Raw genomic sequence first — 13,799 nt, 5'->3', positions numbered from 1 at the left:
GGGTGAGGAACTGGAGCCGCATCCGGCCAGGGCGAACCTCTACCAGGAAGACGTGGGCACCTTCTGGTTTCAGGCCGAGGTGGAGGAAGGCGGCGTCACCTCGAGCTCTCTGGGTCTCGAGCGGAGCGAGCACCGAGGTCTCTCACCCAAGGTGTTCCGGCTCTCCATCCGCGACGGCGAGGGATACCTGGGCTACGTGACCTCCTTCTTCAACGTCCTGGGCCTGTTCGGCTCCGTTCCGCACCAGAGCTACCACTACATCGGTGTGGACTGCGCGGACGTGCTCATGGCCGCGCGCGCCCGCTGGATGGGCAAGCCACTCGAGCGCGACTTCAACGTGGCCGCGCTGGTGGAAGAGCTTCCCAGCGCGGCCACGGTCCAACTCCGCCAGGGCTCGCCGGAGCGGGCGGTGTCCATTGGCGAGGGCGTCCGGCCGGGCGAGCTGCTTGCCGTGCGGTACCCCGGTGGGAAGCAGTTCCAGCACGTGGGGGTCTTCTACTCGGATGCGAACGCGAACGGGCTCCTGGACGCGGACGATCTCGTCTTGCACGCGAGGCCCGGGGCGATCCATCTCTCGCGCCTGGGAGAAGGAAGGTTCGACGGAGAGGTGGCGCTCCTCCGCCTGGAGCGCAGCCGTCCTCCTCGCTGAGTTCCGCCAGGCGAGCCCTCACATTCCAGCCCCCGTCACTCCATCTCCAGGCGCGGTGTGGCCGCCGGATGCGTGAGGGAGGTGGCGATGAGTAGCCGGGCATTCCAGGACGACGTGCCTGTGGGGGCTCCCACGAACGTGCGCGGAGCCTCCGAGGCTTCCCAGGTGGAGTCGGATTATGGGGACTCGTTCCTGAAGGAAGTGCTCCACGCCGAGCCGTCTTCCCGGCTGCCGGTTCCCGGGGAATGGCTCGGGGGCGCGGACGGCCGGCGCTTCGAGGTGCTGGCACCCATGGGCCGCGGCGGCATGGGGCAGGTGTTCCGCGCGCGCGACGCAACGCTGCGCCGCGAGGTGGCCCTCAAGTTCCTGCTGCCCCGCTCGGGCTTCGAGGCACTGGCGCTCGCCGAGGCGCGGGCCGTGGCCCGGCTCGACCACGAGAACATCGTCCGCATCTTCGACGTGGCCCAGTGGAGCCGTGTGCCCGGACAGCCCCCGGTGCCCTTCCTGGTGATGGAATGCCTGGAAGGTGAGTCGCTCGCCGGGCTGCTGCGGCGCGAGCGGCCCGGGCTCCCGCGCGCGCTGGAGATGCTCGAGGCCATCGCCTCGGGGCTCGCGCACGCGCACGAGCGGGGCATCGTCCACAGCGACCTCAAGCCCGGCAATGTCTTCCTCACCCGGCGGGGCGAGGTGAAGCTGCTGGACTTCGGCCTGTCGCACCTCGCCGTGGAGCCGATCCGCTCGCGGCTGCAACCCGAGGGCGGCACGCCGGCGTACATGGCGCCGGAGCAGTGGCTCGGCGAGCCGCAGGACGCGCGCACCGACCTGTGGGCGGCCGGCGTGGTACTGTACGAGTTGCTCACCGGGGAGACGCCCTTCCAGGCCACCTCGCTGACGCAGCTGCGCGAGCGGGTGACCTCCTCGCGGCCCGTGCCCTCCATCCGCGTGCGCTACCCGGAGGTACCCCGGCAGGTGGAACTGCTGCTGGCCACCGCGTTGGCGCGCGAGCCGGCCCGGCGTTTCTCCTCGGCCCTGGAGCTGCGCGAGGAGGTGCGGGAGCTGCGTGGGCGTCTCGCCGGGCCAGGGCCCGAGGGACACACGAGCTCCGCCGAGCCCCAGCGCCGTCAGGTGTCGCTCGTGTCCTGTCAACTCCTGGGGCTCGCCGAGGGGGGCGCGCCGCTCGACGCCGAGGACGTGGGCGAGTTGGAGCTGGCCTTCCATGAGTCATGCGTGGAGCGCCTCGAGCGGCACGGGGGCTCGGTGGCGCTGTCCCTGGGCGGCGAGGTGCTCGCGTGCTTCGGGTGGAGCCAGGGCCGGGAGGACGACGCGGAGCGAGCGGTGCGCGCGGCGCTCGAGCTCACCCGGGAGCTGCGGGACTCACTCCAGCGCCGGCTGCCTCACCTGCCCCTCTCCAGCCTGGCCGTGCGCGCGGGCGTGCACACGGAGTTGATGGCGGTGGGGGCGCGGCTCCAGGGCGAGGCGCCCAAGGTGGCCGCGTGGCTCGCGCACAGGGCCGGGCCCGGGGGCGTGGCCGTCAGCGACGGCACGTGGCGGCTCGTGCGGGGCTCCTTCCTGGGTGAGCCTCTCGGAGAGGACCTCTTCGAGGGGCTCTCGGGCGGCGTGCACCTGGAGGCCCACCGCGTGCTGTGCGCTCGCGAGGTGTCCTTGCGGTTCGAGCGCTCGCGCGCGGCCGGGCGGCTCTCGCCCCTGATAGGCCGCGAGCACGAGCTGGCGTGGCTGTTGGAGCGCTGGGAGCAGGCGCGGCGGGGGCGGGGCTCCTGCGTGCTGGTGAATGGCGAGGCGGGCCTTGGCAAGTCGCGGCTCATCGAGGCGCTGGGCGAGCGGGTGGCGGACTCGGCCTTCCTGCTGCGGGTGCAGTGCTGGTCCCGCTTCTGCGCGCAAGCCCTGCACCCCTGCGTCGAGCTGTTGCAGACGGCGGCGGGCTTCGCCCCGGAGGACTCCCCGGCCCGGCGCCTGGAGAAGCTGGAGGAGCTGCTCCGGGCGTTGGCCCTGTCCCGGGAGGACCTGCACCTGCTGGGCGCGATGCTGACCCTGCCCATCCCCGAGGACTCCCCCGTCTTCCAGCTCACCCCCGAGCGCATCAAGGAGAAGACCTACGAGTCCCTGGTGCACGTCCTGCTGCGGGTGGCGCACGTCCTGGAGCCGGTACTCCTGATCATCGAGGACGTGCACTGGGGCGGCTCTCACATGTTCGAGTTCCTGGCGCTGCTCCAGGCGCGGGCCGGGAGCGCGAGGCTGCTTGTCGTGCTCAGCGCGCGTCCGGAGGAGTTGCCGCTGGAGGGCTCGCTGCGCGCCGGGTTTCATCGGTTGGCGCTGGAGCGTTTGCCGGCCGCGCTCGCCGCGGAGCTGGTGCGGGAGGTGGCCGGGGAGAGCGAGTTGCCGGAGGAGACGGTCCAGGAACTGGTGGGCACGACGGATGGCATCCCCCTCTTCATCGAGGAGATGACGCACCTGAGGCTGGAGGGCGGAGCGGCGGCGTCCATCCCGCTCACCCTGCACGAGCTGCTACTGGCCCGGTTGGACCTGCTGCCCTCGCGCCAGAAGGCCCTGGCGCAGCTGTGTGCGGTGGTGGGGCGGGGCTTCTGTTTCACTCTCATGGCGGCGCTGGTGGAGCGCGAGGAGGCCTCCCTGCGGCGCGACTTCGCCGGGCTGGTGGAGGCGGGACTGCTCCAGGAGATGGAGTGGCATGGCCAGCCCGGGTACTTCTTCCGGCACGCGCTCTTCCAGGAGTCCGCGTACCAGTCCCTGTCCCGCGGCGCGCGGCGGCGGCACCACGGGCACATCGCCCGGGTCATGTCCGAGCATATTTCCTACGTGCGCACGGAGCGGCCCGAGGTGCTCGCGCACCACTTCACCGAGGCGGGAGAGCCCGCGAGGGCCCTCGAGTTCTGGACGCGGGCCGGGCAGTTGGATCACGAGCGCCTGGCTGGCCGGGAGGCGCTGGGTCATCTCTCCCGGGCCCTGGAGTTGTTGCCCGCCCTGCCGGAGGGGGACTCCCGCCTCCGCGAGGAACTGCGGATTCGCATGCTCCTGGGCATGGCGATGGTGCGGGCGCGGGGCTTTTTCGCACCCGAGGTGGAGCGGATGTATGCCCGCATCCGGACGCTCAGCCACCAGGTGGGTGAGTGGGTGTCGGGGCTCGAGCTGAGCTGGTGGTCCCTCTTGAGCTATCACTTCGTGCGGGGCGAGTTCCGACAGAGCTACGAGCTGGCGGAATGGCTCGAGGGCGTGGGGCGGCGCCACGGTCATCGGGGGCTGCGGGTGCTGGGCTGCCGGGGGATGGCGAGCATCCTCTTCTCCTGGGGCCGGCCGAGGCAGGCCTTGCACCAGGTGGAGCGTGCCCTGGCCTGCGCGGACCTCTCCCTCGAGGAGCAGCGGGCGCTGGCCGCGCAGTACCTCATCGAGCCCAGGACGTCGGCGCTGGGCTATGCCGCCATGGTGCACGCGCTGCTCGGCCGGGTGGAGGAGTCGCGGCGGTATGGCCTGGCGGCCCTGCGGGAGGCCGCACGCGTGGAGCATCCCCACACCACCGCCTTCGTCCAGGTCTACCTGGCCGTGGCCAGTTCCCTGCGTCGGGATGCGTCCGAGGCGTTGCGGCTGACGGACCAGACCCTCGCGCTTGCCCGTGAGCGCGGCTTCGAGATGTGGCGCATGTGGGCGACGCTTCTGCGCGGCTGGGCCCTGTCCGAGCTGGGACGGCCGCGCGAGGGGCTCGTGCTGATGCGGGAGGAGCTCGCGCACTGCCGCCTGGCGGGTTTTCGCGCGACCCTTCCCCACAACCTGGCCCTGTTCGCGACGGTCCACCTGAAACTGGGTCAGGTCCGGGAAGCCCTGGCGGCAATCCATCAAGGGCTGGCGTTGAGCGCGGAGACTGGGGAGCGCAACGCCGATGCGGCGTTGCACCGTCTGCGCGGCGAGTGCCTGCGGCGTCTGGGACGGGAGAGGGAGGCGACGTCCTGTTTCCTGCGTGCCATCGCCATCGCTCGCACGCAGGGAGCCCTCCTGTTCGAGCTGCGCGCGAGGGTGAGCCTGGGCCGTCAGCTGCGCGACACGGGACAGCCCGGGGTGGCGGCGCGCGTGCTGTCGCGCATCCTCGCGCGGTTCGGTGGGGAGGAAGACTGTGTGGACCTCCAGGAGGCCCGGGCCCTGCTCGAGGAGCTCGAGGCCACGCTGGCCGCTCCTCCCTCGGGGGCGGGGCGGGCGTGACGAGGGGGGCAGGTGGGCGGGCTCGCTTCCTTCCGTGGTTCCGCCTTCGCCGCTACCTCAGGCGGTGGGCTCGCCTCTTGTTGCTTCGGCTCTACCCCCGCCCCCTGATTCAAAAGGGCATGTCGGTGGTCTCGACGACGAGCTCGCCACGATTGATGCTGGCGGAGAGCTTCTGCATCAGCATCTGCTGCTGGGCAGCGGTCATTTCGGGCAACAACCTGCGCAACTCCTCGACCTGCGCATCCCCCCACCGCCTCGAGTGGAGCGCATCCTCGAGCAGACGTTGCCCGCGCTCCAGTGCGGCGAGATTTGTCGGAGAGAGCTCTTTCTGGGCAGGGGCGGGCGTGGCGGCATTCGTGGGTTCGGGCCTTCCAACGAGTGTGGTGAGCTCCTCACGGAGAACCTGCCTGAGCTCCGCGTGCGGGGGCGCAGTATCGGGGGCCGCCGCAGTGGTGCTCCCCGTGCATCGCATCTGGGATTGGATTGCGGTCAGTTGAGCGGAAAGAGAGTCGATTCGGGCCCTCAATTCCTTGAGCGCCTGTGGTGATGGCTCTGAAGCTCGCAAAGGGGGATTCATGGCGACTGAGGTGCCATGGCCCAACACCCATCCCGTGACGAGCGCGAGGGGAATCCACAGTTTGAGGGACGAAGCCATCGGGAAGCGCTCCTGGACGCGAAACGATGACACCGGGCGGCAGGCCCGGCGCATGTGGGGATTGAAGCTTCCGGTGGGGGGGACCTGGCTCAGGGCTCTTTCGGCCTGTATCTCGAATCGGCGCGAACGCTCAGGGTCGTGCAGGCACCCGAAGCATCCCAACTGAATGAGATATGCGCATCCGAAGTCATGGCATACGCCGCCTGGATGATGTTAGGCTCCCACGAAGTGCAGGAGACGGTGACGTTGCTGGCATTGCGTGCGGAGCAACTCACCCATTTAGAGGTTGCGTTGCCGGCTACAGTGCACCCAATGTACTGAAGGGTGTCGGAGCTATTCCTGACAGTACCCATCGTTCCCGAGGCGGCGCCATTGTCGCCATTCCAGCTGATGGTGACGCTCGCGCCGCCCTTGGCTCCTGCCCACGCGGCCGTGCTCAATGCCATCATTACGGTCAGGGCAACAGCGGTCGCAATTCTCGTGTATCGACTCATGAGTATCATCTCCATACGAGTGGCCTGCCGTCGGTTCAGCGTCGAACCGTGAGCGGAAGGTCATGAATAACTGGATATGCTATACAAGGCCCGCAAAGACAGCGCTGGATGTCTTTGCGTGAGAGTGTGGCAAATGAGGCAGAGCCCATCCGGAGCAGTCCCTGGCTGACACACCACTCGGACTCGGGGGCAGAGCGCACGCCTTCCAGCGAGCTTTCCCGCCCCACGCTGCCGGGCTCCTCCGGGAGGAATCCACACTGCCCTCAAGCGCCTGCGTTCCTCCAGCCCCGCTTCTCCAGCCTCCGCACGTCGGGCACGTCCGCGAGTGTGGCCAGATAGCGAGCCAGCGCCGGCAGTGAGTAGCTGGTGGGTGCGAGCGTGCTGAAACCCGCCTCCGTCACCGGGGTCGAGCCGGCGAGTGCCTCCGGGGTCGGCCGGAAATACGAGACATCGACCGTGGGCGTCCGGACTCCGTCCGAGCGCTCGACGAACGTGACGTTCCCTTGACGCAGGGACTGGCGCACGAGGACCGGAGTGGACGACGTTTCCCCGGGTTCGGGCGGTTCACAGCCCAGCATCCCCATGAGGATGGATGTGAGGACGACTCACGACGACTTCCGGTGCCAGCCAGTGCTTTGCATGTGCCCCCCCTGCTTTGAAAGGGGTTGCACTCTATAAGAACGTCACCTGGGCGCCCACCCCGAGAAAGGCCCGAGGGGCTGATTCCTCCGTCTCACCGGGTTGACGGCCCTGGGTGCCCATCGATGTCCCGCATCGCCTGCACCAACACGGGGGCGAGGATGGAGGCCACCCCTTCGCGCAGCCCTTGCGCATGAAACCGTTCCTGGCCAGGGGCCTCCAAGCCCATGCGGGAGGGTGGCCCGTCCACGGCTACCATCAGCGTGAGGCCGGGCAGCAGCCGCTCGTGAGGCCAGGGCTTCTTGTGCCGACTCACCTGGGCCATCGCTGCTCCCAGGGCATCCAGGGCACCTTGCACATGACTCCCACCCTTGCGCGTGCGCACGGTATTCACGAAGGACCACACCTGACAGTCCGGCCCCTGCGTCCACTGCAAGGCGCAGCGCACGCGAAAATCTTCCCACCGCGTTTCAACCACGAGCGGAGTCGCCATTCGAGGCAACGTATAGAGCGTCAGCTCGTCCACGAGGTCCGCGAGCCCGCGCGGGTACTGGATCTGCTCCTCGAGACGAGCGCTGTGAAAGTGGACGCACAGCCCAGGCATCAGTCCCGCGAGCTCGCGGCAGCGCAGGTGCAGGCTTCGGGCGTCGAACGTGATGCCGGGCTGGAAGAGGGTGCGGTCAGGGGTGAGCTTGACTCGAGTGCCTCGTGGCCCGGGGAGTCGAGCTCCCTGGAGCGGCTCGGGCGTGGGGTGCTCATGGATGACGCCCGCCTGGCCTCTGAGATGCCATCGCCGGGCATCCTCCCAGGCCTCCAGCTCGTACTGCTCGGAGAGGGCAAAGACCCAGAGGAGCTCCGACCGTAGGGACGCGTAGGGCGGCCGCTCCATGTCGAACATGCTGCCCATCCGCCTCCGAGTCAGGATGTCCGGTAGGAGCTCGGGGGGGAGAGGTCGTCCATCCTCGAGAAGCTCCAGGCTCCCATCCTGGCCCAGGGAGAGGTGCAGCCGCTGGAGATGGCCACCGCGCTCCTCTGCCATTGCGGCATGCAACAGGAAGTCGACGAGACGGGAGAGCCCGTACGCCCCCGTGTCGCCAAGATACATCCCAGGGCGCCTGCGCGCGGCCACCACATCCAGAGGCAACTCGTCCATGGGCCAGAAGCTACCACCGAGGGAGGTTCACTCCGCGGGAGCATCTCGCGGGAACCCATCCGGATCGGCAGGGCCTGATGCCGGGTGCTGCCGCGAAGACCGCCCGACCACGCCCGAGTGGCGTCGGTGGAATCCCGGTGCGCTCGATTCATACACCTCGGCGGGAATCTCCTTCGAGAGAAGAGCTCCCGAGGTCATCTCCCTGGCGGCTTTATGTAACCACATGGCGCTGCTGGGAATGGATTCGCCGTGATGCCGTCGGGCATGTTGGCGGACGAGCAGCACGGGCAATCCGCTGCTCCGCCGCACAACTCCATCCAGGTGTCTTCCAGTCCAGATCGGACCGCTTCCCCATGAAACGAATCGCTACATCCGCGAGTTCCGTCCGTTTCGCGCTCCTTGCATTCTCGGTGCTCGGCGCTCTGCCTTCGAACGCACAAACGAGCTTGAAGGGCGCGAACATGCTTCGTCTCAATCATGCCTACCAGGACGCATTGGAGCCCGACTATCAGCGCGTCGCGTGGAACCTTGAATTCGCCAGGGACCTCGGGGGCATGTCGGAATGGGAGAAAAATCTCTCGTCGCTCAAGGCAGAGTTCAATATCAGCACTCTGGTTCGCATGGGGTATGTGGAGGAGGGCATGGATCCGGAGCAGGATCCGGCTGTCCCAGCTCCAAACGCGGCTGAGCGTGCGGCTCTCGCTTCGCAGGACTCCGAATTCCAGTGCTCGCAAATCAGCAGGCTGATGGATGCCCTGGATGCGGAGGTTGGCAATGCGTTCTACGCGAAGGATGTCATCAGCGCGTTCATCCTGGCGAATGAGCCGAATCTCGGAGACGAGTGGAACATCGATGGACGTGCGTATGGCCGCGTGTACAACTGCTATCGGAATGAACGCTGGGTGTCAGGTCCCTTCTCCGACAAGCCCTTGTTCGTCGCGGGACCGGGCGGCTGCCTCGATCCGGTTCCCTGCGCGGAGTTCTACACCCGCATGTTCGAGACCGCTGGCACTTCCATCGATGGTTTCGGGATTCATGCCTACGGTCATCCCCAGAATTTCGCGACGGAGTTCGGGTGGCAGGTCGACCTGATCAACACCTATCCGACATACACGGGCGCTCCGGTATACATCACTGAGTACAATCCCGGTGCGCGTCCAGATGAGCCGTTACCGTTCGAGCCCGATGCGAGCTATTTCGAGGGCTGCTACACCGCGGTCGTCGACTACAACCGGAGCCATAGCAATCAAATCAAGGCCCTGCTCTACTTCGCCGACTCGCCGGATTCATGGGTTCGCGGGGGGGAGCAGTGCTCACCCGCCGTAAGCCCTCTCCCTGTCAACAAGTGGTGGCAGACGTCGCTCTGCTACAACGGAGACCGCCACCTGGCCTGGTTCGAATCGCGCCCAACGCTCGTCAACAGCGCGACCCTCCAGGTGGCCACCGTTCCGAGCTTCGTGATGCCGGGCCAGATCTTCCGGATGAACGTGCAGGCTCGCAACACCGGCACGACGTCGTGGTCTGGTCAGGGACAGAACAGCTCCTACCGGCTGGGGGCGACTACCCACAACAGCTTCAATCTCAGTATCTACCCTCAGTGCGGCGGGTACTTCGTGGATAATACCAATGCGCGTGTCTACACGTGCAGTGACGTCAACCCTGGTGAGGCGTACACCTATTCCTTTGACGTACGTGCTCCCACGAGCCCCGTGACCCAGCCGAAGTTCGAGGTCCGGATGGTGCAAGAGCAGGTCGAAGGGTTCGGTGACACCGTGAGCCTGGATGTGGCGGTGGGACAAGCCTGGTGCGGCTCCGCCCTCACCCAGTGCATCCTGAACGCCAATCCGGGAATCCTGGCCAACTATCAAAACACCAGCTGTGGGAACCGGGACAACATCGTCAATGACTGGTGTAGCAACATCGATCCCATCGGGTGCGACAATCTGAAGTTAGGGACGGGCATCTGCACCCGCTACAACAGTCCCTGCCGCTGCGCGCACGGAGATCACCTGGGCAGGATTGCCATCGATCCCAATGGCACCTACTGTGGCTACCGCGTGTGCGGCAATGACAACCGCGTCTACGAGTGCAAGACCTCGAACACCTGGGCCTATATCGGCACCTGGTGTTACTGAGCCCTGGATGGGCCGCGTGGAAGGGTCGAGGGTGCGCCATCAGGGCAGTCGACGGCGAAAGCGTACCTCGTCGACGGTGGCGCCCCATACCTGGTCGGTACGTCGCGCGCCATCCGGCAGCCACCCATCCTCGAGGTAGAACTGCTCCGCGCGGGAGTTGCCGGCCAGCACCCAGAGGATCGCGGCGGTGTAGCCCCTGTCCACGAGCTGGGCGCGGGCGGCTGCAATCAGCGCTCGGCCGGCCCCACGGCTCCACGCACCCGGATCGACATGGAGCGCGGCGAGCTCACCTTGACCGAGGCAGTCGGGGTCGCGCGCGGGTGCGGTGGTCGCGAACCCGATGATCTCGGTTCCCTCGACCGCCACCAGGGTCGTCGGCTGGAGGGGATCGCTCGAGCCGAACGTGTAGCGCCTGGCCCGGTCTTCCGGTCGAAGGCTGGCCAGGTAGTCATCGGGCAGCAGCCCTCGATAAGCGGCCTGCCAGGTGCGCACGTGAACCCTGGCGACGGCGTCGGCATCTTCGGGGCGCGCGGGTCGAATGAGCATACGGTCTACTCTGGCATCTCACAGACATTCTGACAGGCCATCCGTGCTCGCATCCTCGGCAGGTTCGACTCGCGCGCCAGAAGGTGAAACCTCGAGTCACGCTTCGATTGGTGCCCCCTGAAGATCTGCGGTACGAACACGCATGCGCATCGCAGTGACTGGCACGCACCGGGTGGGAAAGTCGACGCTCATTGAAGCGCTCGAGGAGCGACTCGCGGAGTACCGGGTCGTCGACGAGCCGTACCACCTGCTCGAAGAGGAAGGTTACGAGTTCGCTTCTCCACCGAGCTTGGAAGATTTCCTCGAACAGCTCCGTTGCTCGATGGAGCTGCTCGAGGACGAGGAGGGCGCGCGAAACGTTCTATTTGATCGCTGCCCCCTCGATTTTCTTGGATACCTCCTGACGCACGAGGAATCCGATTCGTTCGATCCGGAGGAGTGGCTCGCCCGGGTTCGTTCCACCCTTCAGACCCTGGATTTCGTCGTTCTCGTGCCCATCGAGGAGCGAGATCGCATCCAGCTCCCCGCACACGAAGATCCCGAGCTGAGGGCGGAGGTCGACGAGAAGCTCGCCTGGTTGCTTCTCGACGACCCTTTTGAGTTGGGAGTGGAAGTTCTACCCGTTCACGGGTCTACGACCGCGCGGGTCTCCCAGGTCCTCGAGCGCCTTGGGCGAGGATAGCGCCGTCTTGGTTTTGTAGGCGTTCAGGTTTTCACCACCCCGTCGAAGACGCCGTAGCCGCCAGGGATGAAGAAGTCCTTGCCCGGCTCGAGCCCGAAGGCGCGCATGACCGTCGCCGCCATGTCCTGCGAGCGCGGCGCGCGCGTCACTGTCTGCCCGGACTCCTCCACCAGCGTCACCGGCGCCCCCATGGGTGAGCCGCCCATCGTCTCGTCGTACCCGCCCAGCATCTGGTTGCCCTGGATGCCGCCGCCCACGAGGATGGCGCAGGTCGCCGGGTGATGGTCGCTCCCCTGCTTGGGGAACGTCCGCCCGAAGTCGCTGTAGATGTAGACCAGCGTCTCATCCAGCAGCGAGCGGCTGGGGTCGGACTTGCTGGGCGTCAGGCTCATCTCGATGCACATCCGCCCCACCATCTCCAGCGCGATGCGCAGGTGGTTGGTGTGCATCTGCACGCCGTTCGCGCTGTGGGTGTCGAAGGAGAAGTTGGCGAAGCTCGTGGCCCTCAGGTTCACCGACGTCACCAGGTCGGACTTCAGCAACTGCAACGCCAGCTCATAGGAGCCCATCGCCGCGCCTGTTCCACACGAGTCGGCGTAGCCGATGCACGCCGTCCAGTTCACCGGGTAGGCCGGGTCGTTCTTGAGCTTCTCCCAGGTCGGCGTGCTGGCGAGGGTCGACAGGATATCGCGGCGGATGGTCCGGCTCTCGCCCTTGTACATGTCATACAGTTGCTCGAGCATGGCGTCGGTGCCGCTGCTGGAGATGTTGCGCTCCGCGCGCAGCACCTCGAGCAGCGCCGCGTCCACCGCGCTCGCGGGCACCGTACCCGGGAGCGCCGAGCCGTCGAAGGCCAGGTCCGGGACGTCCTGCCGCGCACGGAGTCCCTTCCAGGCGCTGTCGCGCTTGTCGGACAGCGTCGGCTCCACCGACGACGCGGATCTCACCGACATCGGGTTCGCCAACGAGGGCAGCCCCAGCGCCGCCGGCAGCATGCCGCCGAGGCTGACGTTGGGGATGGGCCGGTCGGGGAAACGGTTGGCCATCGCGTTGGCAATGACGGCCTGCACCGCCGGGGCCCGGAAGGTCGCGCCCGCAACGCCACACATGCTCGCGACGATTCCGCTCGCGTGCGCGGCCGTGTTCTGGTCCGCCCCCACGAGCACCGCGGCCTTCTCGTAGAGCTTGTATTTGGGGTCCGCCCACGCGTAGCCCCACGGACGGTAGTTCTGTTTGTTCTGCGAGACGGGATTCGTCCCGGTCGTGTCCGCCGGGTTCGCCCAGTTCCAGAAGACCGGCCCGCGAATCTTCCGCACCGGCCCGGGAGCATCCAGGTCCGCCGGAGAGCGGTCGAAGTTCTCCACCTGTTCGGGCAGGTAGCCGAAGGGAATGATGCCTCCCTGTGGCGAGGGAATGTATTTGTTGATGCCTGCACGCGACAGCGGGGTGAAGAAGGTCTCCCAGTGGAGGCCTCCATCCATCCAGATGCCCAGGATCTTGGTGGGCCGTCCCGACGGCACCGCGGCCCTGGACGTCGACAGCCCGAAGCGCGCCATCAGCCCGACCTGGGCGGCCCCAAGGGCCAGCTCGAACAACCTGCGACGAGAGAGCTTCATGATTGCCTCTTCAGTAGAAAATCCAGTGGGGGTGGCGGATGAAGTACGAGCACACGCCCACGTAGGCAGGCTCTGTGTCAGTGGGGGTCGCGAGCGGCACGAAGACGCGGGTGTAGAGCGTCTCCACCTGCGCGTCGGAGAGGCGCTCCCCCAGGAAGTGCATGGACCAGCGGCGCAGCGTGGCCTTCACGTCCTCGGGGTTGGCGGTGCGCTTGGTGCCCGGCGGGAAGAGCGCCACGTTTCCGCTCTTGGCCAGCCCCAGGCGGCACCACCGCTGGGAGACCTGCGTCAGCGTGAGCGCGAACGTGGGGCTCACGGACCGGTCGTGCGACGTCTGGGTCATGACCGAGCCGCCGCCCAGGCCATAGAAGCGCTCGGCGGTGGGGGTCTGCCTGGGGGCGGGCAGGGCATCCGGTGACTGCATGGGATAGAAGTCGTCATTACGGGACTCCGCCATGGGGATGCCGTACTCCGCCGCCGAGATGAAGAAGTCCTCGTGGGCGAGGCCCAGTTGCTGGTACAGCGCCCGCTGTATCTGGGTGGCGCTCATGCGGGTGATACGCGGCGCGTTCGCGGCGGGACGGGCGTCCCGTTGCTGTGCCCCGAGGTTCTGGATCCACGCGCGGACATCGGCCACGGGCAGCGTCGCCGCACCTTCCGAGACGAGCTGGGAGTAGGACTTCTCTCCGATGGGCATCTGCTTGAAGGCGCCGGAGCCGCGGCCCTCCAGCAGCCGCACCAGCTCGCTGTCATCGGGACTGCCCGCCTTCACCAGCCGGGGGTCGGCCACCAGGAGGCTCTGGAACGCATCCGCCGAGGCGAAGTAGCCGCGCGCACCCTGCGCGTGGCAGCCCTCACAGTGAGGCTTGAGGCCCTGCATGATGCGCAGGGTTTCGGTGGAGGCCGGTGTGCCACAGGTGGACTGGGTCTGGGGCTCGGGCGAGGTGCCCTCCTGGCCGCAGGAGAGCACCACGGGGAGGACGAGGAGGAATGCAAAGCGGTTCAT

General features: G+C 67.3%; 11 protein-coding genes. 4 read left to right on the top strand and 7 right to left on the bottom strand.

Features of this window, described 5'->3' with window-relative positions; genetic code table 11:
- Positions 1-52: 52 nt before the first annotated feature.
- A complete protein-coding gene (locus DAT35_RS19495) occupies positions 53-649 on the top strand; it encodes a hypothetical protein (protein WP_108068569.1) in 597 nt (198 codons plus the stop codon).
- 87 nt (positions 650-736) lie between these two features.
- Complete coding sequence (locus tag DAT35_RS19490; RefSeq protein WP_108068568.1) at positions 737-4,873, top strand: protein kinase; 4,137 nt, start codon at positions 737-739, stop codon at positions 4,871-4,873.
- A 109-nt stretch (positions 4,874-4,982) separates the two neighbouring features.
- Here DAT35_RS19490 and DAT35_RS19485 read toward each other — a convergent pair whose 3' ends face one another.
- The 4 genes from DAT35_RS19485 to DAT35_RS19475 form a co-directional block, all read right to left on the bottom strand.
- A complete protein-coding gene (locus DAT35_RS19485) occupies positions 4,983-5,528 on the bottom strand; it encodes a hypothetical protein (RefSeq protein WP_108068567.1) in 546 nt (181 codons plus the stop codon).
- Positions 5,529-5,617: 89 nt separating this feature from the next.
- Positions 5,618-6,022, bottom strand: coding sequence for a hypothetical protein (locus DAT35_RS58215; protein ID WP_146209784.1), 405 nt, complete (start codon positions 6,020-6,022; stop codon positions 5,618-5,620).
- A gap of 263 nt (positions 6,023-6,285) precedes the next feature.
- Positions 6,286-6,546, bottom strand: coding sequence for a hypothetical protein (locus DAT35_RS59940; RefSeq protein WP_199242945.1), 261 nt, complete (start codon positions 6,544-6,546; stop codon positions 6,286-6,288).
- A 209-nt stretch (positions 6,547-6,755) separates the two neighbouring features.
- A complete protein-coding gene (locus DAT35_RS19475; protein ID WP_108068566.1) occupies positions 6,756-7,814 on the bottom strand; it encodes a hypothetical protein in 1,059 nt (352 codons plus the stop codon).
- A gap of 353 nt (positions 7,815-8,167) precedes the next feature.
- Here DAT35_RS19475 and DAT35_RS19470 point away from each other — a divergent pair, with 353 nt between their 5' ends.
- Entirely contained in the window at positions 8,168-9,949 is a 1,782-nt protein-coding gene (locus DAT35_RS19470; RefSeq protein ID WP_146209783.1) for a hypothetical protein, read from the top strand.
- A gap of 39 nt (positions 9,950-9,988) precedes the next feature.
- Here the strand turns inward: DAT35_RS19470 and DAT35_RS19465 are convergent, their stop codons facing one another.
- On the bottom strand, positions 9,989-10,495 hold the full coding sequence (locus tag DAT35_RS19465; protein WP_108068564.1) for a GNAT family N-acetyltransferase: 507 nt from the start codon (positions 10,493-10,495) through the stop codon (positions 9,989-9,991).
- Positions 10,496-10,637: 142 nt separating this feature from the next.
- Here DAT35_RS19465 and DAT35_RS19460 point away from each other — a divergent pair, with 142 nt between their 5' ends.
- On the top strand, positions 10,638-11,177 hold the full coding sequence (locus DAT35_RS19460; RefSeq protein ID WP_108068563.1) for an AAA family ATPase: 540 nt from the start codon (positions 10,638-10,640) through the stop codon (positions 11,175-11,177).
- Positions 11,178-11,200: 23 nt separating this feature from the next.
- Here DAT35_RS19460 and DAT35_RS19455 read toward each other — a convergent pair whose 3' ends face one another.
- Together DAT35_RS19455 and DAT35_RS19450 are read right to left on the bottom strand one after the other, a co-directional pair.
- Positions 11,201-12,793, bottom strand: coding sequence for a DUF1501 domain-containing protein (locus tag DAT35_RS19455; protein ID WP_108068562.1), 1,593 nt, complete (start codon positions 12,791-12,793; stop codon positions 11,201-11,203).
- A 10-nt stretch (positions 12,794-12,803) separates the two neighbouring features.
- Positions 12,804-13,799: a hypothetical protein gene (locus tag DAT35_RS19450; RefSeq protein ID WP_108068561.1), complete on the bottom strand. Its 996-nt coding sequence runs from the start codon at positions 13,797-13,799 to the stop codon at positions 12,804-12,806.

It is taken from the genome of Vitiosangium sp. GDMCC 1.1324 (genome assembly GCF_003044305.1).
Taxonomy (GTDB): Bacteria; Myxococcota; Myxococcia; order Myxococcales; family Myxococcaceae; genus Archangium.
The sequence above is the reverse complement of the archived record's forward strand: the minus strand, read 5'-3'. Positions and strand labels throughout refer to the sequence as shown.

Bases quoted from the DNA above. Each gene is read 5' to 3' on its own strand.
- DAT35_RS19465 (WP_108068564.1), bottom strand. From the start codon at position 10,495: ATGCTCATTCGACCCGCGCGCCCCGAAGATGCCGACGCCGTCGCCAGG.
- DAT35_RS19490 (WP_108068568.1), top strand. From the start codon at position 737: ATGAGTAGCCGGGCATTCCAGGACGACGTGCCTGTGGGGGCTCCCACG.
- DAT35_RS19450 (WP_108068561.1), bottom strand. From the start codon at position 13,799: ATGAACCGCTTTGCATTCCTCCTCGTCCTCCCCGTGGTGCTCTCCTGC.
- DAT35_RS19460 (WP_108068563.1), top strand. From the start codon at position 10,638: ATGCGCATCGCAGTGACTGGCACGCACCGGGTGGGAAAGTCGACGCTC.
- DAT35_RS19455 (WP_108068562.1), bottom strand. From the start codon at position 12,793: ATGAAGCTCTCTCGTCGCAGGTTGTTCGAGCTGGCCCTTGGGGCCGCC.
- DAT35_RS19470 (WP_146209783.1), top strand. From the start codon at position 8,168: ATGAAACGAATCGCTACATCCGCGAGTTCCGTCCGTTTCGCGCTCCTT.
- DAT35_RS19475 (WP_108068566.1), bottom strand. From the start codon at position 7,814: ATGGACGAGTTGCCTCTGGATGTGGTGGCCGCGCGCAGGCGCCCTGGG.
- DAT35_RS19485 (WP_108068567.1), bottom strand. From the start codon at position 5,528: ATGGCTTCGTCCCTCAAACTGTGGATTCCCCTCGCGCTCGTCACGGGA.
- DAT35_RS58215 (WP_146209784.1), bottom strand. From the start codon at position 6,022: ATGAGTCGATACACGAGAATTGCGACCGCTGTTGCCCTGACCGTAATG.